Raw genomic sequence first — 23353 nt, 5'->3', positions numbered from 1 at the left:
TCTCTACCCTTTCGGTTTGCAAATGAGCGCAGCGAAAAACGAGCCAGCCACGATAAAGGCGAATAGAGCACCGGCAAAGCGAAACACTGCCGCTCCGGTCTCGACTAGGCCGTCCGGCCGCGGTTCGACAATCACGCCTTTCGCCAAAAAATAGCCAAATCCGCTCAGCGGCATCGTCGCCCCTGCGCCAGCCCAAGCGGCAAACCGGTCGTATACGCCGCTAAACCCAAGGAGGACGCCCAAGATGACAAGCGCGCTGGCGACGCCGGCCGGCGTCCATTTGCCGCGGTCGATGGCAAGCTGGGCGAGGGCGCATAGCAGCCCGCCGGCCAAAAAGGCACGGACGTATTCCATCATTGCATTCCCCCTTGCTCAGGCACGAAAGCCTTTTTATGGCAGCGAACCCGGCTCACGTTTGGCCGCTTCAATGACGACGCCGTGGGCGACGGCCGGAATCGATTGTTTTTGCTGGACCATCGTTTGGCTAAGAAGCGCCCCGGTGGCGACGACAAACAGCCGGCGAAACGTGCCGCGGTCAAGCTCGTTGAGCAAATAGCCGTACGTAACGACCGCCGAACAGGCGCAGCCGCTGCCGCCGGCAAACACCTTTTGATCCGGGCGGTAAATCATCAATCCGCAGTCGTTATAGACGTCGCTTATATCATAGCCGGATTCAGCCAGCAGCTCGCGGACGATCACACTGCCGACGCGTGATAGGTCGCCGGTGACAATCAAGTCATAATCGCGCGGCGATGCACCTAAATCGCGGAAATGCCGCTCGATCGTATCCGCCGCTGCCGGAGCCATCGCCGCCCCCATATCGAGCGGATTCGTCACCCCGGCGTCGATCACTTTGCCGATCGTCGCCGCCCGGATGCGCCATCGCCCCGGGGTGCGGCCGACGAGCGCAGCGCCGGCTCCCGTGACGGTAAAGGTTGCCGTTTTCGGCTTTTGCACCCCAAGTTCGGTCGGATAACGAAATTGCCGCTCTGCGGTCGCGTTATGGCTGCTCGTCGCCACAAGCGCCGTATCGGCGAGCCCGCCGCCGACCAAAGCGGCCGCTGCCGCCAGCGTCTGCATCGACGTCGAGCAGGCGCCGAACAGGCATAAAAACGGAATCGGCAGCCCGCGCGCGACATAGTTGGACGTCGCATTTTGGTTCAATAAATCGCCGGCTAAAAACAAATCCACATCGCGGGCAGAGATGCCGGCCTTTTGCAGACAGCGGGCAACCGCCTCGCTCATCAACCGCCGCTCGGCCAGCTCCCACGTCTCTTCGCCGCAATATAAGTCGCGATAGGAAATGTCAAAATAGCGGCCAAGCGGCCCATCGGCCTCGAGCGGACCGACAGCGGTGGCAGCGGCCCTGATGTAAATCTCCTCATCAAACACCCACGTCTGCTTCCCGACACGCTTCATGTCCTTCCCTCTTTTCGTTATGGCCAAAAGAGGCCGAGCACGTAAGCAACGATCACGCCGTAAATGATGGTTGCCCCCCCGGCTTTCAACATCTGCCCGGCCACTCCCGCCGTCCATCCTTCGCTCCGGTGCTCGATCGCCGCGCTGGCCAGGGCGTTGGCCAGCCCCGTCATGAGCATCGTCGCCCCCGCACCAGCGAACTGGCTGAAATCGTCATATCTACCGACGGCTGTCAGCGCGATCGCCAATCCGGCCATCACCGTCACCGCCCATAATTGAGCGGCAAACGGCGAAGCGGCAAACAGGCGGCCATGCCACTCAGCAAGCCATTGGGCCAGCGCGCAAAGCGCCCCGCCGGCAAAAAACGCCTTGGCCGCGTTGGCGGCGTATGGGGGGGAAGGCTGAAACGCCTTCACCTCACGGAGATAATCGGCTTTTAATCCCACGTTTTCGTCCCCCTTTTTCAGTGAAAGTAATCGGCAAAATAAAGCCAATGGAACAATGAGCCTGCTACTTTGCCGAAGGCGATCGCCATCAATAAAATGACAATTTTATCGTCAACACCGATGCGTTTCGCTAAAATCGGCCAAACGTTCAATACTTCCGTCAGCGCCGCAGCGAGCATCCCAATAAAGATGCCATGCAACAATCCGATCGGCGCCAGCCAATATTTCGACAAGTGCCAGACAGAATGGCGCAAACTCATCCATCCGCCGACGATGGCGCCGGCGACGGCACTCCACTCGTACGCGTGGATGCATTTCACCGTTTTCGTCAGCTGCGTCAACCGCGGAATGACGCCAAGCACGACTAAAAAAGCGACAAATCCGGTTCCGACCGCCAGCCCTCCAGCGAAGCCGACGAACACTACCAGCAAAATCTCAAGCGTCGTCAAGATGTCTCATGCTTTCTTTGTTTTCATGCAAAATCACGTACTGGTCAATGGCCTGCTGGTAGTTGAACATTTCGACTTCAAGAGGGCTGGGCTCTTCATTAATCCGCTTGCGGAACCAATGGTTGAAAAATAACACCATCCCGATGCCAAGCCCGAGCGAATACGGAATTTGCAAAAGCAGCGGCTTGTCGACCGATTGGCCGGTCATCATTTCATACAGATGGCGATGCACTTGCTGCATGCTTACATCTTCGTGAAAGTTCATGATGGCCATCGCCGAACCGACGAACAAAAGAAGCCAAACAAGAATAAAAGAAGCCGTCGAAAACCGCCGTTTTTCATACACAACTTCGACGATCGTCTGCGACGGGCCAACCATCTGCACATCGAGCGACTCGTCGACATCGAGCACAGCCCGGACGATGTGCATCATATCGATAATGACGATATTTTTGTCGCTCGGTTGAATGCGATAAAGCGGAATCGCCTTCAGCCGCCGAATGAGCCGGCCATCCATCGCGGCGATTTGCGCCACCTGCCCCAACGTGACGAGCGCCTCCGGCTTTACTTGCACGCGATGGCGCGGCTTAATGAACACGGTGTTTGCCATCTGTCCCACACCTTTATCCCCATTTTGTTTTTCTTTAGTTTGTTTGGCTGAAAAAAGGATCATGCAGCTTGTCGGCATTCACCATCAATTTCATAAAAATAGAAAAGAATGGGCCGAACAATCCCCATTCTTTTGACGGAAATTTTTTCAGTTGTTGCATGATGCGGAAAAAATGGACTACCCGTCCCCTTTTTCCCGCCCAATGCGGAAAAAATGGACTACCCGTCCATTTTTTCCTTTATGTGCTGCAATATTTTCTTTTCCAGCCGGGATACTTGCACTTGAGAGATGCCGAGTCTTGATGCCACTTCGGACTGGGTTTGGTCTTTGTAATAGCGCAAATAGACGATGAGCCTTTCGCGCTCGTCGAGCTCTTCGATCGCTTTTTTTAAGGCGATTTTGTCAAACCATGACGCCTCGTCGGCATCGGCGATTTGATCGAGCAGCGTGATCGGATCGCCGTCGTTTTCGTACACCGTTTCATGGATCGACGCCGGCGAGCGGACTGCCTCTTGGGCGAGAACGACCTCTTCCGGTGAAATGCCCAAATAGTCGGCAATTTCGGTGACCGTCGGCGCCCGCCCGCGCGTTTTTGACAGCTCGTCTTTCGCTTTGCGGATTTTATTGCCCATCTCTTTCAGTGAACGGCTGACTTTCACCGTACCGTCATCGCGGAGAAATCGCTGGATCTCCCCGATGATCATCGGTACGGCGTACGTCGAAAACTTGACGTCATACGATAAGTCAAACTTGTCGACCGATTTTAACAGGCCGATGCAGCCGATTTGGAACAAGTCGTCCGGTTCGTAGCCGCGATTTAAGAAACGCTGGACGACCGACCAGACGAGGCGCATATTTTTTTCGATAATTTCATCGCGTGCTTCTTGGTCGCCTTCCTGGCTGCGGCGGATCAGCTCCTTCATCTCCTGGTCTTTGATTGGCGACTGATCTTGCTTGACATCGACATCCATAGGCATGTCTCCCTCAGTTACATAACGCTTTGCTTTTGGCAATATGCTTTTTCAAATAAACGGTCGTCCCTTTGTTCACTTCCGACTCGACAACGACTTCATCCATGAAGTTTTCCATAATCGTAAAGCCCATGCCTGACCGTTCGAGCTCCGGCTTTGTCGTAAACAGCGGCTGGCGCGCTTCATCGATGTTGGCGATGCCGACCCCTTCATCTCTCACCGTCAAATGGATGACACCGTCTTCGATGATGACGGAAATGGAGACGATGCCGTTCGGATCATTGTTGTAGCCGTGAATGATGGCGTTTGTCACCGCCTCCGAGACGACTGTTTTGATTTCCGTCAGCTCATCCATCGTCGGGTCGAGCTGGGCGACAAACGCCGCCACCGTCACGCGGGCAAACGACTCGTTTTCACTGCGGGCGGAAAATTGGAGGTGCATTTCATTGCGCATTTACGCCACCCCCAATGCCTGCAAAGCAAATTGTTCATCCGCTTCAAAGCGGATGATTTTAAACAGCCCCGACATGTCAAACAGGCGCTTGACCGTCGGCGACACAGCGCAAACGACCATTTGCCCGCCGACGTTTTTAATTTGCTTATAGCGCCCTAAAATGACGCCGAGACCGGAACTGTCCATAAATGTCAACTGTCCTAAATTAAGCACAATATGGCGGACTGTCCGGTTTTCGAGCACGTCCGTCACTTGCTCGCGCAATTCCTCCGCTGTATGGTGGTCAAGCTCTCCAGAGAGGCGAACGATGAGCACGTCTTGCTTCACTTCCAGGTTGATCGCGAGACTCACAGCGTGTTCCTCCTTGTCCATTTCAGGATACGGAGAAGTTTCGCTGCCGCCCGCCGGAAATCCTGCCGCCCGACAAAACTAGTGGCCGTTCGCCAAAGAGAGTGGAAAGGCAGCAAAAATTGACATTACCCCGCCTGAACGAAACGGCCGAACACACGCTTGAACAAATCCCAAAAACTAGCCTCTGCCACCGTTTGTTTGGCGACGATCGGGCTGCGCAAAATCTCTTTTCCATCCTGCTTCAAAATAAGGACGCCAAGCTCATCGCCTTTTCGAATCGGCGCTTTCACGCGATCTTTCACTTTAATCACTTTTTCGATTTGCTCGATCGACTGTCCTTTTTTCGTCAGCACCGACACCGGCTCCGACGTCACGGCTGCGACCGACGTTTGCTTCCCTTTGCTGACATCGACGCGGGCGACTGTTTCGTTGCGCTTATACACCGGATGGGCTTGATATTGGTGAAACGCGTAATCGAGCATTTTTGTAATTTGCGCGTTGCGCGATTTCGGCGTCGGCGCTCCAAAAACGACGGCAATGACGCGCATGCCGTTCTTTTTCGCTGTCGCCGTCAAACAATATCCCGCTTCGCTCGTAAAGCCGGTTTTCAGCCCGTCAACACCCGGATAAAACTTGACAAGCCGGTTGGTGTTCACAAGCCAAAACTTTTTATCCGTATTTTCGCGCAAATAGTCTTCGTATTTGCTCGTATAGTTTGTAATGTCCTCATATTTCAATAGTTCACGCGCCATCATCGCCATGTCATAGGCGCTGCTGTAATGTTCCTCAGCCGGCAGACCGGTCGTATTGACGAAATTTGTATCCTTTAAGCCTAGTTCTTTCGCTTTTTCGTTCATCATCTCCACAAACGCTTCTTCCGACCCGGCAATCCGCTCGGCCATGGCGACAGAAGCGTCATTGGCCGAACCGATGGCGATCGCCCGCAGCAGTTCATCGACCGTCATTTCCTCGCCTGGCTCAAGAAAAATTTGCGATCCGCCCATCGAAGCGGCATACTCGCTTGCCCGCACTTTCTCATCGTAGGAGAGCTTTCCTTCGTCGATCGCCTCCATGATCAGCAACATCGTCATAATTTTTGTCATGCTCGCCGGCGGCAGTTTTTCATGGGGATTCTTTTCATATAGGATCTTGCCGGTGTCGCGTTCAATTAGGATGGCCGACTTCGCCTCGTCAGCCAATTCAGCCTTTGCCCCCTTCGGTTCTTTCTCCTCAGCATACACGGAAAGGGGAAGGAAAAGAAGCAGCGGCAATAAAAGCAGACGGATGACTATCGTTTTCATCTCCCAAACCTCCATTCTTTATACATGACATTTTTTCCAACAGAGATATTTTTATACAAACGGGCTAAAATAAAAAACGCCCGAAACAAACGTTTCGAGCGTTTTTCCATGAGCGACGGCGTCTTTTCTTGTACATCGCAACGACCTTTTTTTACACGATCGTCTCGTAAATGAGCGGCGGCGGAGCGACCGGCTGCGGCGAGAGCCGAATGGCGGCGGCAAGCTTTTCTTCGACGTTGCGCACGTCCGGCCGATTGCTGTGGATCGTGGCGAGCGCTTCCCCTTTCTGCACACGATCGCCCACTTTCTTATGGAGCACGACGCCGACCGCCAAGTCGATGGCGTCCTCTTTTTTCGCCCGACCAGCGCCGAGCCACATGGCGGCGGTGCCGACTTCATCCGCAACGATCTCGGCAACATAACCGTCCTCGCTAGCGGCAACGGCAAACGTATACGCCGCTTGCGGCAGCTTGCCCGGATCGTCGACGACCGACGGATCGCCGCCTTGGGCCGCCAAAAACGTTTTGAACGCCGCGATGGCGGCCCCATCGCGGATCGCCTCTTCAAGCAGGCGGCGCGCCTCATCGAGCGACGGCGCCTTCCTTGCCAAGTAAACCATATGGCTGCCAAGCGTCAAACAAAGCTCCGTCAAATCACGCGGCCCGTTCCCTTTCAGCGTAGCGATCGCCTCTTTCACTTCCAGGGCGTTGCCAACCGCATAACCGAGCGGCTGGCTCATATCGGAAATGACAGCCATCGTCTGCCGCCCAACACGCTTGCCGATATCGACCATCGCCCGGGCCAGTTCGCGCGCCCTGTCGAGTTCTTTCATAAACGCCCCGGCGCCCGTTTTTACATCCAAGACGATGGCGTCAGCCCCGGCGGCGATTTTTTTGCTCATGATCGAGGAAGCGATCAGCGGAATGCTGTTGACAGTCGCGGTCACATCGCGGAGCGCGTACAACTTCTTGTCCGCCGGCGTCAAGTCGCCGGTTTGGCCGATAATGGCGATCTTATTGTCATTGACGAGCCGGAGAAATTCGTCTTTGCTCATTTCCACATGAAATCCGGGCACGGACTCGAGCTTGTCGATCGTGCCGCCCGTATGGCCGAGACCGCGCCCGGACATTTTCGCCACCGGCACGCCGACGGAGGCGACAAGCGGGCCTAACACGAGCGTTGTCGTATCACCAACGCCGCCTGTTGAATGTTTGTCGACTTTCACGCCGCGAATGCCTGACAAATCGATGACCTCGCCGGAGTGCACGATCGCCATCGTCAACGCCGCTGTCTCTTCATCGGTCATGCCGCGAAAATAAATGGCCATCGCCAACGCGCTCATTTGATAGTCGGGAATATCCCCGTTCGTATAGCCGCGGATGATCCATTCAATTTCTTCGTTCGTCAGCGCCTGCCCATCGCGCTTTTTGGCAATCAAATCGACCATTCTCATCCCGATCACCTTTTCTTCTTATTTCGCCAGCTCGGCGACAACCGCTTTAATGAGCCGCAAAAAGTCGGCTTTCACCCGCTCGGCTGTTTCGACGACTTCGTCATGATGGAGAGGAGCATCAGTCATGCCAGCCGCTAAGTTGGAAATGCACGAAATGCCGAGCACCTCCATGCCGGCATGGCGGGCGACAATCACTTCCGGGACGGTGGACATGCCAACCGCATCGCCGCCGAGCACACGGATCATACGAATTTCTGCCGGCGTTTCGTACGACGGGCCGATGTTGGCGACATACACCCCTTCGTGCAAACGAATGCCGAGCCTTGCCGCCGCGTCTTTGGCGAGCTGGCGCAGGCGCCGGCTGTACGCTTCGGTCATGTCCGGGAAGCGCGGACCAAGCTCCGGGTCGTTCGGGCCGATGAGCGGATTTGTGCCAAGCAAATTGATATGGTCGGAGATCATCATCAAATCGCCGGGGCGGAACTGCTCGTTCACACCGCCGGCGGCGTTCGTTACGATCAGTTCGCGGACGCCGAGCGCCTTCATCACCCGGACGGGGAACGTCACTTCGCGAAGCGAGTATCCTTCATAATAATGAAACCGTCCTTGCATCGCGACGACCGACGCCCCTTCAAGCCGGCCGCACACGAGCCGGCCGGCGTGCCCTTCGACCGTTGATACCGGAAATCCAGGAATTTCCTCATATGGAATGCGAACCGCCTCCTCGATTTCGTCGGCGAGCACGCCGAGTCCCGAACCGAGAATCAAGCCGATGGCGGGCGGTGCCGGCATACGCTGGCGCAAAACATCAGCTGCTTTTTCAATCGCTTGTCGATCCATTCCTTGTTCCCCCTCACATCCTGTTCTCATCATGCCATGGCGGCGGTTACAATTGTGCCAATTCCGCTAAAAAACTTGTTCCATAAGGCGGCATACGGACGTGAAAATTATCGGCGATCGTCGCCCCGACATCGGCGAACGTTTCGCGGATCGGGAGCGGCTTTCCGCCTTGAAAGCGCGGGCTGTACACCAAAAGCGGCACATATTCGCGTGTATGGTCCGTCCCGTGGTGCACCGGATCGTTGCCGTGATCGGCCGTGATGATGAGCAAATCATCCGCCGTCAGCCGCGGCAGCACATCGTTAAGCCGGGCGTCAAACTCTTCGAGCGCATCGCCGTATCCTTGCGGGTCGCGGCGATGGCCGTATTTGGCGTCAAAGTCAACGAGATTGACAAAACTGAGCCCGGTAAAATCCATGCCGAGCGTGTCGACGAGCTTATCCATGCCGTCCATATTCGACGCTGTCCGCAGCGACTGTGTCACCCCTTCATTGTCGTAAATATCGGCAATTTTCCCGATGGCGATGACATCATACCCCGCGTCTTTCAGTTCGTTCATCACCGTGCGGCCGAACGGCTTGAGCGCATAGTCGTGCCGATTCGGCGTCCGTTCAAAGCGGCCCGGCGTCCCGATGAACGGACGAGCGATGACGCGCCCGACCATGTACGGCTCATCGCGCGTCAGCTCGCGGGCGATTTCGCAAATGCGGTACAGCTCGTCAAGCGGCACGACCTGTTCGTGGGCGGCGATTTGCAAGACGGAGTCGGCTGATGTATAGACGATGATCGCCCCCGTTTTCATATGCTCCTCACCGAGTTCTTCGATGATCGCCGTCCCGCTCGCCGGCTTGTTGCCGATCACTTTCCGCCCGGTGCGCCGCTCGAGTTCGGCAATGAGTTCGTCCGGAAACCCATCCGGAAAAACGCGAAACGGCTTGTCGATGCGAAGACCCATCAGCTCCCAATGGCCGGTCATCGTGTCTTTGCCGGCAGATGCCTCTTTCATTTTGGTATAGTAGGCGAGCGGATGGTCAACTTTCGGCACCCCTTGAATCTCGCGGATATGACTCAGGCCAAGCTTGGCCATATTCGGCATGTGCAAGCCGCCGCGATGTTCGGCGATATGGCCGAGCGTGTCCGCCCCTTTGTCGTTATATTTCTCGGCATCAGGCGCTTCGCCAATGCCGACCGAATCGAGCACAATTAAAAATACGCGCCGGTATGGTGCTTTCACATTCATTCCTCCCGCTTCCAATAAAAATCGTGTCTCTTTCCTATCGTTCCCCTATTTCCGGCAAAACACGCCTTCATTACATTGGTCAGAAGTCTGACAACTAGATCCATAGGAGCGCGCCTAGCGTACAGCGACCGCCGTGGCTAGGCGCGCGGATGATACTGTTTATACACGTCCTTGAGGCGCGTTTTCGTCACGTGTGTATACATTTGTGTCGTTGAAATGTCAGCATGCCCAAGCAGCTCCTGAACGGCGCGCAAGTCAGCCCCATTCTCAAGCAGATGAGTCGCAAACGAGTGTCGGAGCGTATGAGGCGTCAGCTCTTTTTCAATGCCCGCTTCTTTGGCAAGCCGTTTTAAAATTTTCCAAAACCCTTGCCTTGTTAAGCGCTGGCCGTAATGGTTCAAAAACAGCGCCTCCGTCGCCCGCTTGTGCGGGTTCACAAGCTGCGGGCGCCCGTGCTCCAAATAGCGGGTAAGCGCTTCAATGGCCATCCGGCCGATCGGCACGATCCGCTCTTTCCGCCCTTTCCCGTAACAGCGGACAAACCCCATCGTCAAATGCACGTCGCCGAGGTTGAGTTGCACCAACTCGCTGACGCGCATGCCGGTCGCATACAGCAGCTCCAGCATCGCCTTGTCGCGCAAACCGAACGGCGTATTCGTCTGCGGCGCCGCCATAAGCGCTTCGATTTCTTCTACGGACAGCACTTTGGGCAGCGTTCGCTCAAACTGCGGCGTTTCGATATGGACGGTCGGGTCTTGCGCCGCCATTTTCTCCCGCAGCAAAAACTGGTGGAACGAACGGATCGACGCCAAATAGCGGGCAATCGTCCTCGCTGACTGCCCTTGCTCGCTTAAAAACTTTAAAAAATGGAGAATATGCAGGCGTCCGACTTCGCCCAGCGCCTCAAGCTGCTCGACGTGGCGCAAGTAGCGGACATATTTCTTTAAATCCCGCTCATACGAAATGATCGTATTGTGCGCCAAGTTCCGCTCTACCGTCAAATAGTGCAGAAAATCCTTTAATTCATGTTCCAATGTTCTCTACTCCCCGTCGCGATAAAAAAATAATAGCCGGTTGAGCCAGTCCGGAGGCGCGCTTTCGGTCGTCGATACTTTCACCGCCGATCCTCCCGGTTCATCGTATCGGTGATAATATTCGTACTCGCGATGAAACCATACAAGACTATAATAAAATAAAATGGTGCATCCCGTAAACAAAAGAAATACTTTCACCATTTGCCAAACCGTTTTCATGGCACCCTCCCCATCGGCTGCTTGCCCACTTGCTAGTATGAGGATATGCCATTTGTTTCCCTATTTATACGCAAAAAAACCTTTCCCACTGGAAAAGGTTTTATTTTTCTTCATGTTTTTGCTGGCAGCGGTGGCAAATGCCATGAAACGTCAAGCGGTGGTCTTTAATTTTAAACTTCCATTCCCGTTCGACAATGGCTTCGACGTCCTCAAGCAAATCTTCCTGAATTTCCGCCACCGAGCCGCATTCGAGGCAAACAAGATGGTGATGGAAATGCGCCGCCCCTTCCTTGCGGAGGTCATAACGTGATACCCCGTCCCCGAAATTGATTTTATCGACAATTTTCAGCTCGGTTAGCAGCTCAAGCGTCCGATAAACAGTCGCCAAGCCGATCTCTGGGGATTTTTCTTTTACGAGGAGGTAGACGTCTTCGGCGCTTAAATGATCCTCTTCATGTTCGAGCAGGACCCTTACCGTCGCTTCCCGCTGCGGCGTCAGCTTATAGCCAGCCGAGTGCAGCTGCTTCTTAATCCGTTCCAAACGATCTTCCATGTTTTCATTCCTCCCTCGCCATTCACCTCCCATTATAACAAATGTACGAGGGAAGTATCAAAGTAAAATAACTATTACAAGAGAACAATAATGATTATTATATAATAATTGTTATTAAGTTGATCACCCATTTGACCGTCTGCTTCATCAATACCGGCGAAAGGTACGCTTCCACCGCCGAAGAGACAAGCAGCCCGAAGGCGGCCGCGGCCATCGCCGCGGCATAGCGCATCACCATCGGGAACACTGGCTCGTGCGGCCGTTTCATAAACTGATTGCGCACCATCCGCAAGGAAAACGATATCGACATCACGCCCATCACGAGCATGAGCGGAATGACGATCAAGTTTTGCGGCATGACGGATACAAACGACAATACAAATCCTTGCCAGCTCATTTGGTTGACCAAAAAGCCGACGGTGAAGCCGACGACAATGCCTTTTAAAAACAGTAAAACCAAAATGACCGGCAGTCCGATGACGGAAATGCCGAGCACCCACATGAGGGCGATGTATTTGACGTTATGCATATAGCTTTGACGGAACATATCATGGGCGCTCGCCAAATTGTCTTTCGATACTTGTCCAAAAAATTGCGTCAAGTAATAGTACAAGTCTTGCTTTTGGCTGAAGCCGAGGCTGTTGACGACAATAGCGCCGAAAATAACGCCCATTAAAAACAGGACGATCACAAACACGTATAGTGAGGCGTGTTCGCGCAAGTGAATGGCGATGGCCGATTTCAACGGATGGGTTCTCATCGTGCTTCGTCCTCCCATTTGTCTCTTAGTAGATTGTATGTCCATCCGCTTCGTATATGACTGTTTTTCAAAAAAGCGGGATTGCCCGCTGGCAATCCCGCTTTTCATCACCATCGCTCCGCCTGCGCACGGCAAACGGCCGCTCGTTTGTCGAGCAGGGTCTTCCCCGCGGCGTTTTCTCCGCGCTCATTTCTCCTGCACTTTTCCGTATTTCCCGCCGCCGCCGGCTTCGATGGCGAGCGCGCCGCTGCGGGCGAGCACGATCAGCCGGGCGAGCTTTTCCCCGACCGTATCGGCGAGCTCTTCCTCCGCCGCCTCATGCAGCACGCGCATTTCCGTACCGAAACGGCCGAGCAGCTTTTCGTACACCTTCGGGCCGAGCCCGGGGATAAATTCAAGCGGCACTTGATATATGTAAGGCGGCCGCTTCGGTCCGTGCTCCGCCGTTTTCAACTCCTCGAGCCGGTCTGATACCCCTTTAATGAAGCGATGGTGGCCGCACGCCGGACAGCGCTCGGCCTCAGGCGGGACCGGCGTCAGGCAGCGTTCGCACACCGTCCGGTGGTATTTGCCAAGCTTTGGATTCAAGCCGTAATTGGCGACGATCGCGCGCCCGTCCTCGCCCCGAAACGCTTTTTCCAGCTCGGCAAACGTCGGGGCGGCCAGCCGCACTTGTTCATATTCGCGGGCGATTTTTCGCAATGAGTGGGCATCAGAGTTCGTCAAATACGGATAACGGTGCAGCTCGGCGATTTGGTCAGCCATCGCCGTATCAGCGCTCAATCCCAGCTCGACAGCGTCAATTTGATCGGGGTCGAACACTTCCGTTAAGCTCCGTTCGACCCCTTTTCCGTACAAACTTTTAAACGGGGTGAACGCATGCGCCGGAATAAACCAGCCGCCCTGTTCCTTCACCGTCGCTTGCAGCTCGCGTCCTGAAGCGTAAATGCGCTGCGAACTGAGCGATACGTTTTTCACCCGTTCGCCAAGCCAAGTGGAAAAGGCGCGCATCGCTTGAACGGTCGGCAAAAAAACGAGGACGTGGATCGGTCCGTGGCAACGGTCGTCGTACACTTCGATTTCGCTGCCTAACAGCAAGGTCACGTTCCCGGCGTCAATGCCGCCCCCGTGATGTTCCCGCCATCCGTGTCCGTCCATTGCTCGTTCGAGCTCATCGAGCACTTCCGGCACATGACTGTCAATGACGCCGACCAAATCAATTCCTTTCACGTGCGCCGCTTCATGCAAAATGTTGGCGAGCGTCAACGTCCGCGCCCCCGTAATTTTCACCGGGCGGCCGGAGGCGGTGCGGCCGATATGAATATGTAGATCAGCGTAATAGCGGCCGAGGCCGCCATCGGTTTTTTCGTTAAGCATGCCGTTCCCCGAGCGCGCGGCGCAGCTGCAAATATTGCAAGGCGTACGCCGTTTTCGCATCGTAAATATCGCGTCGTTCAAGCATATCCAACGCCTCCTCTAACGTCACTTCCAACAGTTCGACAAATTCATCTTCATCCAAACCGGCGCCATCTTCGACTTGTTCGAGCCCTTCAGCGACGTACAAATGGATGAGCTCATCGGCAAATCCGGGCGATGTATAAAACGAAATGAGATGGCGCATCGATTGGGCACGGTAGCCGGTCTCTTCTTCGAGTTCGCGGCGCGCGGAAGCGAGCGGCTCTTCCCCATGTTCTAGCTTGCCCGCCGGAATTTCAACCAATGCGCGCTCGAGCGCTTTTCGATACTGGCGGACAAGGACGATCTTTCCATCGGGCAAGAGCGGCAATACTGCCACCGCCCCCGGATGTTTAATCACCTCGCGCTGGCTTGTTTTCCCGTTTGGCAGCTCCACGTCTTCAACATACAGTTCGATGATGCGGCCGCTGAACAGTTTTTCCCGGCGGACGGTTTTTTCGTACAACTGATCCATTGTTCTTCTCCCCTATCGTTTGATCAATTCTTTTCCATTGTACTACATACTTGGCCATTTTTTCGCCCCTGTTGTACAATGAAGATGCAGGAAGGGAGCGGAATGCAATGAACAAACGACGCATCGGCACATCGGATTTGTATGTGAGCGAAATCGGGCTCGGCTGCATGTCGCTTGGTACCGACGAACGCGAGGCGATCCGCCTCATTCACGAAGCGCTGGAGCGCGGCATCAACTACTTGGATACAGCGGATTTATACGACCGCGGCTTGAACGAGGAATTTGTCGGCAAAGCCGTGAAAGGAAAACGCGATCAAGTGATCATCGCGACCAAAGTCGGCAACCGTTGGCGCGCAGACGGAAGCGGCTGGGATTGGGATCCGTCCAAATCACATATCAAACAAGCGGTCAAAGACAGCCTGCGCCGCCTGCAAACGGACTACATTGATTTATACCAGCTCCACGGCGGCACGATCGACGATCCGATCGACGAGACGATTGCAGCGTTTGAGGAGTTAAAACAAGAAGGCGTCATCCGCTGGTACGGCATTTCCTCGATCCGCCCGAACGTCATTCGCGAATATGTGAAACGTTCGAACATCGTCAGCGTCATGATGCAATACAGCCTGCTTGACCGCCGCCCGGAAGAGTGGTTCCCGCTCTTGCGCGAACATAACATCAGCGTCATCGCCCGCGGCCCGGTCGCTAAAGGCTTGCTTACCGACCGCCCAATCGAAGCGGCGCAGGCGGCGGTGAAAGAACACGGCTATCTCGATTACTCGTACAGCGAACTGCAAACACTCATCCCGAAGCTGAAAGAGAAAACGGGCAGCCACCGTTCCATGACCGCAACCGCCCTTCAGTTTTGTCTGTATGATCCCATCGTCGCCGCCGCCATTCCGGGGGCGAGCCGGCTCGAGCAGCTTGAGGAAAACATCGCCGCCGCATCCGCGCCGCCGCTTGACGCTGACGAATACGAATGGTTAAAACGAGTGACGAAGCGCTCGATCTATGAAATGCACCGGTAAAGAAAAGGGCCCACAGCGCCAACATGGCCGCTTGCGGGCTCTTTTTTCATCATTTTTTCCCTTCTCGTCAGGCAACCTCATCATCTACATACTTGTCCCTTGCTGCCCCCAAGCCAAACACCATCATGGCCGCGCAAACGATTAGCAATAAAACGAGGGGAGGGATGAAATGACCGGCTGCATCATACAACGCGCCAAACAGCGGCGGGCCGGCCGCCGACAGCAAATAGCCGACAGACTGAGCCATAGCAGAAAGCTGAGCGGCCTCGAGCGGGCGGCGCGTCCGCAGCGTAAACAGCATCATGGCGAGGGAAAACGACATGCCGGCACCGACACCGGCAAAGAACGCCCCCGCCCATAGCCACCATCCTCGACCGACCAATAAAGCGGCCGTCCCCGCCACTTTCAACAGCACTGATGAGGCGATCAACACTTTCTGATCTTTCATCCGCTCAGCCAACAGCGGAGACAAGAACATCATCGGTAGCTGGGCGAACTGAAAGAAAAACAACAGCCAGCCGGCTGTATCGGCTGCCATTCCTTTTCCTTGCCCAAGCTCTGGCAGCCATGTAATGACGCAATAAAAGAAAAATGATTGCAGCCCCATAAACAGCGTCACTTGCCAGGCGAGCCATGAACGCCAAAATGACGAGCGCCGACTTCCTGATGGAGCAGCAGCGGATTTCCGGCGCTGGATTTGCGGCAACCAAATGACAATGGCGATGAGAGCAAGCAACGCCCAAAAGCGAAACGCTCCTTCCCAGCCGATCCCCCACTCATCAGCGAGCGGAACAGCAAGACCGGAAGCAAAAGCGGCGCTGACGTTCATCGTCACCGTATAGACCCCCATCATTAAGCCGACCCGCCCAGGAAACGCGTCTTTGACAAGCGCCGGCATAAGGACGTTGTTGACAGCGATCGCCGCACCGATCAGCGCTGTGCCGATAAACAGCCAAGAGCTGCCTGCGAGCGGGCGGATGAGTTCACCAACAAGCAAGACGACGAGCGAATAAAATAGCGTCCGCTCCATCCCGATCCGGCGGGCAAACAGAGCGGCCGATGGCGCCAGTAAAGCAAACGCCAACAGCGGAATCGTCGTCAGCGCTCCGGCGGCGGCATAGGAAAGGCCGAGCTCCCGCTGCAGTTCAGGCACAAGCGGGCCGACCGTGGTGATCGGTGCGCGCAAATTGGCAGCCAAGGCGACGACCGCGGCTGTCATGAATAACGAAGAAGTCGCTGTACTCGCCGCCGCAGTTTTTTGCCTCATCCATCGTTTCCCCCTTTATTTAAACTTGCGCCAGTCAAGCTCACTTTCTTCGAGCAGCTCGGCAAACGACTTCCGCTCGTCGCGCCGGCGCGCTTCCTCGCGGCGCCGCGCTTCTTCTGCCGCCCGGCGCCGCTGTTGTTCCTCGGCAAGCGCCCGCTTTTTCGCAAGCAGCTTCGCTTCGATGTCGGCGCCAAGCCGGTCAGCGAGCGTCACCGTCGACTGCTCTCGCTCTTTTTTCCGCCCCGCATATGTTTTCACCATTTTTACCTCCTTGCATAACAGCCGCTTATTTGTCAAACGATACAACTAAACGATATGGAAAAGGAGAGATGACCGATGGCTAAAAACCGCGCTCAAAAAGGAAAACCGTCCGCCGATACGGTCAAACCGGTAATCGCCAAAGAAGAGCTGGAAAAAGCGATCCATCCGACAAAGCGGCAAAACAGCCCGCAATAAGGAAGATAATAGAAAAACCGTAACCGGCCCGGTTACGGTTTTTACAGCACCTCGGTAATGTGCGGCATATGCTCGCCGAGCCAGGTGATCGCGTCATCAAGCGTCGCAAACTCTTTCGTTTCAAACGTCATCTCATTTTGCAAAAGCCACACGTCCTTTTTGTCTTGGTACGGACCGGCGACCGACCAATGCAGCAAGCTGTACGGGTCGTTTTCATGGGTGAATGACACCCAAGTTTTTTGCTTCGCCGTCTCCGCAAGCTGCCGAAGTTTACCGTTCATCGTCCGATCCCACCTTCACAAGCGGCATATGCCCGTTTAACATTTGCCCGGGGCTTTTTAGCTGAAAGGCGGCCGTACCCGGCTTGACATCGATCGTCATCGTCTCATCAAAAAAGATGAGCCGCGACCGCTCTAAAAGCACCGGAACGAAGTTTGTCTCAACGACAAGGTCGTCCTCATCGGCCTCGTCAACGAGCCATAGCGCCGGCACGCCGTCGACTAAACAGCCGCAGCCGTCGGTGTCATATTTGAGCTTTAACTGCCGCCCCGATTGGGCTACAATAGGGGTAAGCTTTTCTTTTGCTGCGTCAGTAAACGTGATGTTCACGCTCATCGTTGCTCCTTTTTCCGTTTGTTTCTTTATTATTCTACCTGTTGGCACGCAAGACTGTCAAAACGAAAGGGAGGAAAACTCGATGGCAAAAGTGCAAATCAAAGTCAACGACAACGGTTCGCTCCGCGTCACTGGCGATGTGGAGCTTTTGGACGGCGAAGGAAAGCCATTTGTAACGAAGCAAACGTTTTCCCTCTGCCGCTGTGGGCTGTCGAACAACAAGCCGTTTTGCGACGGCTCGCATAAAGGCCGTTTTCAGTCGGTCGTCCGCGCTCCGTCCCCGGAAACGGATGAACAGTGACAAGCGGCGTCCCTGCCCACATCAAAACCTTGCCCAAGTTTCACAACGGACGGTGGAACCGATGGATGAACGATGGCTGCAAAAACAAGTGCGCAACTGCTTGCGCCACTATGGCTACGACGATGAGATGATGCCGCTTGGCAAGGACGAATGGCGCGACCTTTGCGCCCATATCGCCGCCGCCAAAGAAAAGCATCGAGACGCCGACATGTATGAGCTCGTCCATGATGCCGTTTACCGGTTTATTACGAGCGCTTGATTGATATCTCTTTCACCGAAAAGGTCCATAGGCAGCGTGTTGCCCGCGACCCGAGGATGAAAATCACCGCTCACCGGCACAGGATTTTCATGGAAATGAAACGGCTGGCCCTGCACTAAGGCCAGCCGTTTACTTTTGGAAAAACGCTCGTTTCGCCACTTTTTCCACAAGCCCCGGGGCGAGCCGGTACAACCGGCTGCCCATATCCATCCAGCCCGGCATGTTCACTTCGCGCGTTGGGGTCATCATCGCCGCTACGACGCGCTTGGCCACCGCCTCCGGCCGAAGCATCCAGCGCGAGACGTTGCGCACATAGTCGCCCGCTTCATCCGCTAGATCAAAGAATCGGGTTTCAACCGGACCGGGATTGACAGCGGTGACAAACACGCCAAACCGGCTCGCCTCGAGGCGCAAACTGTCGGTAAATCCGATGACCGCATGTTTTGTCGCCGAGTAGACGCCGGACTTTGGCGTCGCGATTTTGCCGGCTTGCGAGGCGATGTTGATAATGTGGCCGCTCCCCCGTTCTTTCATATGAGAATACACCGCCTTCGTGCAAGCAATCAAGCCGAAGACATTGACGGCAAACATTCGTTCCATTTCCGCCAAGTCGATGTCCTCGACATAGCGAAAGACGCCAAACCCTGCGTTATTGACCAACACATCAACCGTTTCCAACTCCGCAATCAACCGGGAAAAAACGGTCTCAACCATTTCCCGATCGCCGACATCTAGCCGCGCATACCGGGGGCGAATGCCGGTCTGTGCCTCAATCCGCACGCTGATTTCTTTCAGTTTTTCTTCACTGCGCGCCAACAGCACCGGCATTGCCCCTTGCCGCGCCGCTTCGTAAGCGATTTGCTCGCCGATGCCGCCAGATGCCCCGGTAATGGCGACACGGCACCCCTTTAACCGCACACCGACACCCCCGCCGCTTCATAAATGTAATGACCGTCTTCCTGCTTTTTCCTCACGTACCCATTCGCTTCCAAATAGTCCAGTTGGCCGATCGTCTCGGACATCGTCAGCATCAGCTCTTGTTCGTACGCGGTCGGAAACAGCTTTTGGCACACGGCAAACACCGTATGAGGGCGTTCTTTCACCATGTCGAGCACCCGCTCGGCGCGCTGGCGCTGCTTGGCCAGCCGCTCACGAACGAGCGCCGGAATGTCAGTCGCATCGTCGCCATGGCCGTTTAACGAGCGGGCGATGTCATACTGCAACATTTTTTCGAGCGATTCGTTATATTGCAGCAGCGGTTTCGGCCGCTCGGTTTCCCCTTCAGCCGGCGGTTCCATCATCGGGTTCGGGGAGATGTGCAAAAGCAAATGGTCGCCGCCGATCAACAGCCCGTCGTCCTCGCGATAAAGCGCAATATGGCTTTGCGCATGCCCCGGCGTTTCGATGACGCGCCAGCGCGGTAATCCCGGCACTGCATCCCCTTCCGTGACGGCGATATCGATCGCTCTCCGGCTCGCGTAACGAAGCGATCTTCCTTCTTTAGACAACTGGCTGAACAAGCGGCGGTCGACGCCACATTCGGAAAAAAATTCCTCAAAAAATCGAACGTACTTGTCCATAAACGAGCGGTCGCGGCGCAAAAACGGATCGGCTTTCGGATGACCGATGATCGGCGCATGCGGAAAATAATCAAGCAAACCGACGTGATCCGGATGATGATGGGTAATGACGATTTGTTCGATATCTTCCGGCCGATAACCGATCTCGCCAAGACGTTGTATACACTGCTGCCATGCTTCCTCTGTTTTCACTCCGGCATCGACCAACGTCAGCCGATCGCCGGCGATCACATACATATGCACATCCCCGACCGGAAACGGCGTCGGCACCGTGATCCGATGCACTCGTTCCTTGTTCATCCCATTCCCTTCTTTCCCTTAAGTTCATCAACCATCCCGTTCAAACCGTTGGAGCGAAATGAATGGTCATTCATTATATTGTATTTTACAGTTTACAACGATTTCATCCATTTGTCATGCCTTTTTCTTCCGTGCGCTTGAAATTGCAAAAAAATTCGTGCTCCTCTCTTGACAATCACACTTGTCCCGCGGCATAATGACAAATAAAATCACGATACGGCAAAAACGGCGATGAACAGGGCCAGTAAACCGGAAACGGCAGCCAGAGAGCGAAGCCCGCGGCTGGAAGGCTTCGCTGCCCTCTTTGCGGTTGAACCTACCCTAGGAGCTGTTAGGCCAACCTAAACGCCTCCCCGGCGTTATCGGGGCAGAGTCGGGTTCGTTCGGCTGAGGCCAAACGAGCCAAAAAAGGTGGTACCGCGGAAACGAAGGTTTTCCGTCCTTTTGCAGGACGGGAAACCTTTTTCTTTTGCCCCATAACAAGAAAAAGGAGTGAATGCGATGACAACAGCACGGTCCATTGCCTTCATCGGCGCCGGCTCGATGGCGGAAGCGCTCATCGCCGGCATGACGAAAACGTTTTGCCATCCGGCGCAAATCGTCGTGACAAACCGCCAAAACCGCGCCCGGCTTGAAGAGCTTGAGCGCACGTACGGCGTTCGCGCCGCCCAAGACGCACGCCGCGCTGCCGAACAGGCAGACATCGTTATTTTGGCCATGAAACCGAAAGATGTCGCCGAAGCGATGGCGACGATTGCACCGGCCATTCGCCCGAACCAGCTCATTTTGTCGTTGCTTGCCGGCGTTACAACCGAGACGATCGAACGGCTCGCCGGACGCGATATCGCCGTTGTGCGCGCCATGCCAAACACCTCCGCAGCCGTCGGCTTATCGGCGACAGCGATCGCCGGCGGACGTTTCGCTTCGAAGCAGCATCTTGAAACGGCGAAGCAGCTGTTTGAAACGGTCGGCATTGTCACTATCGTGCCGGAGCGCGATTTGCATGCGGTCACCGGCCTGTCGGGAAGCGGCCCGGCATACGTCTATTACTTGGTCGAGGCGATGGAAAAGGCGGCCGCCGACATCGGCCTTGAGCGCGATGTGGCGAAAACGCTCATTTTGCAGACGATCATCGGCGCAGCGGAAATGTTAAAAGCGTCCGACAAGCACCCGTCCGTCCTGCGCCGCGAAGTCACAAGCCCGGGCGGCACGACCGAAGCCGGCATTAAAGTACTTGAGCAATACCGATTTCAAGAGGCTGTCGCCGCCTGCATCCGCCGGGCGACCGTCCGCTCCGAAGAGCTCGGCAGCGCCCTGCTCGCTGCGATCGCCGAATCATAACCGGCTGTGAAAGCGCACCGCCAAACGCCGCAGCCGCTTGCACCGGGCCGCACAAGGCGGCAGTCCGTTTCATTTTGTTTTTGGCAAACAGCATGTTATCATTCAGTCATGAACCATTCATTGGCATGGAAAGGAGCTGTTTGCCATGAACACGGTATTGTTTTCGCCGTATACCATCCGCGGGCTGACGCTGAAAAACCGGATCGTTATGTCGCCGATGTGCATGTACTCGTGCGAGACGAAAGACGGCACGGTGCGCACATGGCATAAAATCCACTACCCGGCGCGCGCCGTCGGCCAAGTTGGTCTCATCATTGTCGAGGCGACCGGCGTCACGCCGCAAGGCCGCATTTCCGAACAAGACTTGGGCATTTGGAGCGATGATCATATCGATGGGCTTCGCGAACTCGCTGGGCTCGTGAAAGAGCATGGAGCTGCGATCGGCATCCAGCTCGCCCACGCCGGGAGAAAGTCGCAAGTGCCGGGAGAAATCATCGCTCCGTCCGCCATTCCGTTCAATGAGTCGTCGCCGATGCCGAAAGAAATGACGAAAGCCGATATCGAAGAGACGGTGCAGGCGTTCCAAGACGGTGCGCGGCGGGCAAAACAAGCCGGCTTTGACGTCATCGAAATCCACGCGGCCCACGGCTACCTCATTAATGAGTTTTTATCGCCGCTCTCTAACCATCGTCAAGATGAATACGGCGGCGCGCCGGAAAACCGGTACCGCTTTTTGGGCGAGGTGATCAGCGCGGTTCGCGAAGTGTGGGACGGCCCGCTGTTCGTCCGCATTTCGGCGTCCGACTACCATCCGGACGGGTTGACAGCAAAAGACTATGTCCCGTACGCCAAACGGATGAAAGAACAAGGGGTTGACCTTGTCGATGTCAGCTCCGGCGCCGTTGTGCCGGCGCACATTGACGCCTACCCCGGCTACCAAGTGCCGTTTGCCGAACTCATTCGCCGCGAAGCGGACATCCCGACCGGCGCTGTCGGCTTGATCACCTCCGGCTGGCAAGCCGAAGAAGTGCTGCATAACGGCCGGGCCGATCTTGTCTTTTTGGCGCGGGAGCTGCTGCGCAACCCGTATTGGCCGTACGCTGCCGCGAAAGAGCTTGGCGTAAAAATCGAAGCGCCGGTGCAATACGAGCGCGGCTGGCGGTTTTAACGCGGAACCGAAAACGAAGCGAAATCGGCGGCAAGCTCGGTGTTCGGAAACACGCGGCGCGCCTCGTCCAATAATTGGAGCGCCGCTTCGCCCTGATAGCGCGAGCTGATGTGGGTTAAAATGAGCCGCTTCGCCCCGGCTCGTTTCGCCACTTCAGCCGCGTCGGTTGTTGTCGAATGGAAATAATCGCGGGCAAGCCGCTGCTCTGCCGCGGCGAACGTCGCCTCATGGATGACGACATCGGCCTCACGCGCCAGCTCAATCGCCGCCTCGCAAAAACGGGTGTCACCTAAAACGGCGACGATCCGCCCCTTTTGCGGCGGCCCGACAAACTCGCGCCCGTCAAGCACGGTGCCGTCCTCGAGTACGACCGTTTTCCCTTGCTTAATTTGTTGATAAATCGGGCCGGGGCGGACGCCAAGCGCTTTCAGACGATCGACTAACAGCGGACCGGGCAAATCTTTTTCCACGACGCGAAAGCCATATGACGGCATGCCGTGGTCAAGCCGCTTGGCGATGACGGAAAACCGCTCATCATCAAAAATGACGCCTTCGTCGATCTCAACGATGTTCAGTTCATATCGAAGCCTTGTCCCGCTGACGGTAAGCGCCGTTTCAACAAATAGGCGGACGCCTTTTGGGCCGAAGACGGTCAGCGGCGTCTCGCCGCTTTGAAACGAGCGGCTGCCAAGCAGGCCGGGCAATCCGAATAAATGATCGCCATGCAAATGGGTAATGAAAATATGCTCGATGCGGCGCGGGCGAATGGCCGTATGCAAAATTTGGTGCTGCGTCGCTTCGCCACAGTCAAACAGCCATGTCGCCCCCCGTTCTTCGAGCAGCTGCAAAGCGACGGACGACACGTTGCGCTCTTTTGCCGGCACGCCGGCGCCGGTGCCTAAAAACAGCAATTCCAAGCTCATTCACTCCTTGTCTCGGTCATCATTGCCTGTTGTTAGCGTACAATGTTGCCGAGTGCTTTTCAACTTTCTTTTGCGCCAAAAAGCG

Annotated in this window: 30 protein-coding genes; 5 read left to right on the top strand and 25 right to left on the bottom strand. The window is 55.5% G+C overall.

Going from position 1 to position 23353, the window contains the following annotated elements:
• Positions 1–3: 3 nt before the first annotated feature.
• The 18 genes from B9L21_RS04380 to B9L21_RS04295 all read right to left on the bottom strand — a co-directional run bounded on the left by B9L21_RS04380 (position 4) and on the right by B9L21_RS04295 (position 14030).
• The gene (locus B9L21_RS04380) at positions 4–354 is read right to left on the bottom strand and encodes a SpoVA/SpoVAEb family sporulation membrane protein (protein WP_063165387.1); all 351 of its coding nucleotides are present in this window, start codon (positions 352–354) and stop codon (positions 4–6) included.
• Positions 355–390: 36 nt separating this feature from the next.
• On the bottom strand, positions 391–1419 hold the full coding sequence (gene spoVAD / locus B9L21_RS04375; protein ID WP_063165386.1) for a stage V sporulation protein AD: 1029 nt from the start codon (positions 1417–1419) through the stop codon (positions 391–393).
• 17 nt (positions 1420–1436) lie between these two features.
• Positions 1437–1865, bottom strand: a complete 429-nt coding sequence (locus tag B9L21_RS04370; RefSeq protein WP_063165385.1) for a SpoVA/SpoVAEb family sporulation membrane protein — start codon at positions 1863–1865, stop codon at positions 1437–1439.
• Positions 1866–1882: 17 nt separating this feature from the next.
• The gene (locus B9L21_RS04365) at positions 1883–2314 is read right to left on the bottom strand and encodes a stage V sporulation protein AB (protein WP_063165384.1); all 432 of its coding nucleotides are present in this window, start codon (positions 2312–2314) and stop codon (positions 1883–1885) included.
• A complete protein-coding gene (locus B9L21_RS04360) occupies positions 2301–2924 on the bottom strand; it encodes a stage V sporulation protein AA (protein ID WP_063165383.1) in 624 nt (207 codons plus the stop codon). The genes B9L21_RS04365 and B9L21_RS04360 overlap by 14 nt, the downstream gene beginning before the upstream one ends.
• 218 nt (positions 2925–3142) lie before the next feature.
• Positions 3143–3895, bottom strand: coding sequence for an RNA polymerase sporulation sigma factor SigF (gene sigF, locus B9L21_RS04355; protein WP_063165382.1), 753 nt, complete (start codon positions 3893–3895; stop codon positions 3143–3145).
• Positions 3896–3908: 13 nt separating this feature from the next.
• Positions 3909–4349 carry an anti-sigma F factor gene (gene spoIIAB, locus B9L21_RS04350; protein WP_063165381.1) on the bottom strand — a complete coding sequence of 147 codons (441 nt, stop codon included), beginning with the start codon at positions 4347–4349 and terminating at the stop codon, positions 3909–3911.
• Positions 4350–4700 carry an anti-sigma F factor antagonist gene (spoIIAA, locus tag B9L21_RS04345; protein ID WP_063165380.1) on the bottom strand — a complete coding sequence of 117 codons (351 nt, stop codon included), beginning with the start codon at positions 4698–4700 and terminating at the stop codon, positions 4350–4352.
• A gap of 125 nt (positions 4701–4825) precedes the next feature.
• Complete coding sequence (locus tag B9L21_RS04340) at positions 4826–6001, bottom strand: D-alanyl-D-alanine carboxypeptidase family protein (protein ID WP_063165379.1); 1176 nt, start codon at positions 5999–6001, stop codon at positions 4826–4828.
• A gap of 151 nt (positions 6002–6152) precedes the next feature.
• Positions 6153–7454 (bottom strand): pyrimidine-nucleoside phosphorylase, encoded by a 1302-nt coding sequence (locus tag B9L21_RS04335; RefSeq protein ID WP_063165378.1) that lies wholly within the window; start codon positions 7452–7454, stop codon positions 6153–6155.
• A gap of 18 nt (positions 7455–7472) precedes the next feature.
• Positions 7473–8294, bottom strand: a complete 822-nt coding sequence (locus B9L21_RS04330) for a purine-nucleoside phosphorylase (protein WP_063165377.1) — start codon at positions 8292–8294, stop codon at positions 7473–7475.
• A 46-nt stretch (positions 8295–8340) separates the two neighbouring features.
• On the bottom strand, positions 8341–9534 hold the full coding sequence (deoB, locus tag B9L21_RS04325) for a phosphopentomutase (RefSeq protein ID WP_063165376.1): 1194 nt from the start codon (positions 9532–9534) through the stop codon (positions 8341–8343).
• A gap of 137 nt (positions 9535–9671) precedes the next feature.
• Complete coding sequence (gene xerD / locus B9L21_RS04320; RefSeq protein WP_063165375.1) at positions 9672–10568, bottom strand: site-specific tyrosine recombinase XerD; 897 nt, start codon at positions 10566–10568, stop codon at positions 9672–9674.
• 6 nt (positions 10569–10574) lie between these two features.
• Entirely contained in the window at positions 10575–10787 is a 213-nt protein-coding gene (locus B9L21_RS04315) for a YqzK family protein (RefSeq protein ID WP_063165374.1), read from the bottom strand.
• Positions 10788–10887: 100 nt separating this feature from the next.
• The gene (locus tag B9L21_RS04310) at positions 10888–11340 is read right to left on the bottom strand and encodes a Fur family transcriptional regulator (protein ID WP_063165373.1); all 453 of its coding nucleotides are present in this window, start codon (positions 11338–11340) and stop codon (positions 10888–10890) included.
• 97 nt (positions 11341–11437) lie between these two features.
• Complete coding sequence (gene spoIIM, locus B9L21_RS04305; protein WP_063165372.1) at positions 11438–12100, bottom strand: stage II sporulation protein M; 663 nt, start codon at positions 12098–12100, stop codon at positions 11438–11440.
• A gap of 186 nt (positions 12101–12286) precedes the next feature.
• On the bottom strand, positions 12287–13477 hold the full coding sequence (locus B9L21_RS04300) for a TIGR00375 family protein (protein ID WP_063165371.1): 1191 nt from the start codon (positions 13475–13477) through the stop codon (positions 12287–12289).
• Positions 13470–14030 (bottom strand): NUDIX domain-containing protein, encoded by a 561-nt coding sequence (locus B9L21_RS04295; RefSeq protein ID WP_063165370.1) that lies wholly within the window; start codon positions 14028–14030, stop codon positions 13470–13472. The genes B9L21_RS04300 and B9L21_RS04295 overlap by 8 nt, the downstream gene beginning before the upstream one ends.
• Positions 14031–14137: 107 nt before the next feature.
• On the opposite strand from B9L21_RS04295, the gene B9L21_RS04290 reads away from it, so the two are divergent.
• Complete coding sequence (locus B9L21_RS04290) at positions 14138–15058, top strand: aldo/keto reductase (RefSeq protein ID WP_063165369.1); 921 nt, start codon at positions 14138–14140, stop codon at positions 15056–15058.
• A 67-nt stretch (positions 15059–15125) separates the two neighbouring features.
• Here B9L21_RS04290 and B9L21_RS04285 read toward each other — a convergent pair whose 3' ends face one another.
• From B9L21_RS04285 to B9L21_RS04270, 4 genes are all read right to left on the bottom strand, one after another.
• Positions 15126–16325, bottom strand: a complete 1200-nt coding sequence (locus tag B9L21_RS04285; RefSeq protein WP_063165368.1) for a CynX/NimT family MFS transporter — start codon at positions 16323–16325, stop codon at positions 15126–15128.
• 15 nt (positions 16326–16340) lie between these two features.
• Positions 16341–16586, bottom strand: a complete 246-nt coding sequence (locus B9L21_RS04280; protein WP_063165367.1) for a YqkE family protein — start codon at positions 16584–16586, stop codon at positions 16341–16343.
• Positions 16587–16822: 236 nt separating this feature from the next.
• Positions 16823–17062: a YqkC family protein gene (locus B9L21_RS04275; RefSeq protein WP_063165366.1), complete on the bottom strand. Its 240-nt coding sequence runs from the start codon at positions 17060–17062 to the stop codon at positions 16823–16825.
• Entirely contained in the window at positions 17052–17396 is a 345-nt protein-coding gene (locus B9L21_RS04270; RefSeq protein ID WP_063165365.1) for an iron-sulfur cluster biosynthesis family protein, read from the bottom strand. The genes B9L21_RS04275 and B9L21_RS04270 overlap by 11 nt, the downstream gene beginning before the upstream one ends.
• An 82-nt stretch (positions 17397–17478) precedes the next feature.
• Here B9L21_RS04270 and B9L21_RS04265 point away from each other — a divergent pair, with 82 nt between their 5' ends.
• Together B9L21_RS04265 and B9L21_RS04260 are read left to right on the top strand one after the other, a co-directional pair.
• Positions 17479–17697: a CDGSH iron-sulfur domain-containing protein gene (locus B9L21_RS04265; protein WP_020960444.1), complete on the top strand. Its 219-nt coding sequence runs from the start codon at positions 17479–17481 to the stop codon at positions 17695–17697.
• Positions 17698–17758: 61 nt separating this feature from the next.
• Positions 17759–17956, top strand: a complete 198-nt coding sequence (locus B9L21_RS04260; protein WP_063165364.1) for a YqzH family protein — start codon at positions 17759–17761, stop codon at positions 17954–17956.
• 129 nt (positions 17957–18085) lie between these two features.
• Here the strand turns inward: B9L21_RS04260 and B9L21_RS04255 are convergent, their stop codons facing one another.
• Positions 18086–18874 (bottom strand): SDR family NAD(P)-dependent oxidoreductase, encoded by a 789-nt coding sequence (locus B9L21_RS04255; protein WP_063165363.1) that lies wholly within the window; start codon positions 18872–18874, stop codon positions 18086–18088.
• Entirely contained in the window at positions 18865–19836 is a 972-nt protein-coding gene (locus B9L21_RS04250) for an MBL fold metallo-hydrolase (RefSeq protein WP_063165362.1), read from the bottom strand. Before B9L21_RS04250 ends, B9L21_RS04255 begins: the two co-directional genes overlap by 10 nt.
• Before the next feature lie 501 nt (positions 19837–20337).
• Here B9L21_RS04250 and proI point away from each other — a divergent pair.
• On the top strand, positions 20338–21177 hold the full coding sequence (proI, locus tag B9L21_RS04245) for a pyrroline-5-carboxylate reductase ProI (RefSeq protein ID WP_063165361.1): 840 nt from the start codon (positions 20338–20340) through the stop codon (positions 21175–21177).
• A gap of 145 nt (positions 21178–21322) precedes the next feature.
• Positions 21323–22345: an NADPH dehydrogenase NamA gene (namA, locus tag B9L21_RS04240; protein WP_063165360.1), complete on the top strand. Its 1023-nt coding sequence runs from the start codon at positions 21323–21325 to the stop codon at positions 22343–22345.
• Here the strand turns inward: namA and rnz are convergent.
• Entirely contained in the window at positions 22342–23262 is a 921-nt protein-coding gene (gene rnz, locus B9L21_RS04235; protein ID WP_063165359.1) for a ribonuclease Z, read from the bottom strand. The two genes, namA and rnz, sit on opposite strands and share 4 nt — an antisense overlap.
• Positions 23263–23353 lie beyond the last annotated feature (91 nt).

The organism is Geobacillus uzenensis (assembly GCF_002217665.1).
In the GTDB taxonomy this organism is placed as follows: domain Bacteria; phylum Bacillota; class Bacilli; order Bacillales; family Anoxybacillaceae; genus Geobacillus; species Geobacillus subterraneus.
This window is presented reverse-complemented; position numbering and strand designations above follow the sequence as displayed.

Coding starts and splice junctions, on each gene's coding strand:
- spoVAD (WP_063165386.1), bottom strand. CDS start 1,419: ATGAAGCGTGTCGGGAAGCAGACGTGGGTGTTTGATGAGGAGATTTAC.
- namA (WP_063165360.1), top strand. CDS start 21,323: ATGAACACGGTATTGTTTTCGCCGTATACCATCCGCGGGCTGACGCTG.
- B9L21_RS04260 (WP_063165364.1), top strand. CDS start 17,759: ATGGATGAACGATGGCTGCAAAAACAAGTGCGCAACTGCTTGCGCCAC.
- spoIIM (WP_063165372.1), bottom strand. CDS start 12,100: ATGAGAACCCATCCGTTGAAATCGGCCATCGCCATTCACTTGCGCGAA.
- B9L21_RS04310 (WP_063165373.1), bottom strand. CDS start 11,340: ATGGAAGATCGTTTGGAACGGATTAAGAAGCAGCTGCACTCGGCTGGC.
- B9L21_RS04340 (WP_063165379.1), bottom strand. CDS start 6,001: ATGAAAACGATAGTCATCCGTCTGCTTTTATTGCCGCTGCTTCTTTTC.
- B9L21_RS04265 (WP_020960444.1), top strand. CDS start 17,479: ATGGCAAAAGTGCAAATCAAAGTCAACGACAACGGTTCGCTCCGCGTC.
- B9L21_RS04335 (WP_063165378.1), bottom strand. CDS start 7,454: ATGAGAATGGTCGATTTGATTGCCAAAAAGCGCGATGGGCAGGCGCTG.
- proI (WP_063165361.1), top strand. CDS start 20,338: ATGACAACAGCACGGTCCATTGCCTTCATCGGCGCCGGCTCGATGGCG.
- B9L21_RS04285 (WP_063165368.1), bottom strand. CDS start 16,325: ATGAGGCAAAAAACTGCGGCGGCGAGTACAGCGACTTCTTCGTTATTC.
- B9L21_RS04360 (WP_063165383.1), bottom strand. CDS start 2,924: ATGGCAAACACCGTGTTCATTAAGCCGCGCCATCGCGTGCAAGTAAAG.
- B9L21_RS04330 (WP_063165377.1), bottom strand. CDS start 8,294: ATGGATCGACAAGCGATTGAAAAAGCAGCTGATGTTTTGCGCCAGCGT.
- B9L21_RS04315 (WP_063165374.1), bottom strand. CDS start 10,787: ATGAAAACGGTTTGGCAAATGGTGAAAGTATTTCTTTTGTTTACGGGA.
- B9L21_RS04270 (WP_063165365.1), bottom strand. CDS start 17,396: ATGAGCGTGAACATCACGTTTACTGACGCAGCAAAAGAAAAGCTTACC.
- B9L21_RS04280 (WP_063165367.1), bottom strand. CDS start 16,586: ATGGTGAAAACATATGCGGGGCGGAAAAAAGAGCGAGAGCAGTCGACG.
- B9L21_RS04290 (WP_063165369.1), top strand. CDS start 14,138: ATGAACAAACGACGCATCGGCACATCGGATTTGTATGTGAGCGAAATC.
- B9L21_RS04250 (WP_063165362.1), bottom strand. CDS start 19,836: ATGAACAAGGAACGAGTGCATCGGATCACGGTGCCGACGCCGTTTCCG.
- B9L21_RS04380 (WP_063165387.1), bottom strand. CDS start 354: ATGGAATACGTCCGTGCCTTTTTGGCCGGCGGGCTGCTATGCGCCCTC.
- B9L21_RS04295 (WP_063165370.1), bottom strand. CDS start 14,030: ATGGATCAGTTGTACGAAAAAACCGTCCGCCGGGAAAAACTGTTCAGC.
- sigF (WP_063165382.1), bottom strand. CDS start 3,895: ATGGATGTCGATGTCAAGCAAGATCAGTCGCCAATCAAAGACCAGGAG.
- spoIIAB (WP_063165381.1), bottom strand. CDS start 4,349: ATGCGCAATGAAATGCACCTCCAATTTTCCGCCCGCAGTGAAAACGAG.
- B9L21_RS04275 (WP_063165366.1), bottom strand. CDS start 17,062: ATGAACGGTAAACTTCGGCAGCTTGCGGAGACGGCGAAGCAAAAAACT.
- B9L21_RS04300 (WP_063165371.1), bottom strand. CDS start 13,477: ATGCTTAACGAAAAAACCGATGGCGGCCTCGGCCGCTATTACGCTGAT.
- deoB (WP_063165376.1), bottom strand. CDS start 9,534: ATGAATGTGAAAGCACCATACCGGCGCGTATTTTTAATTGTGCTCGAT.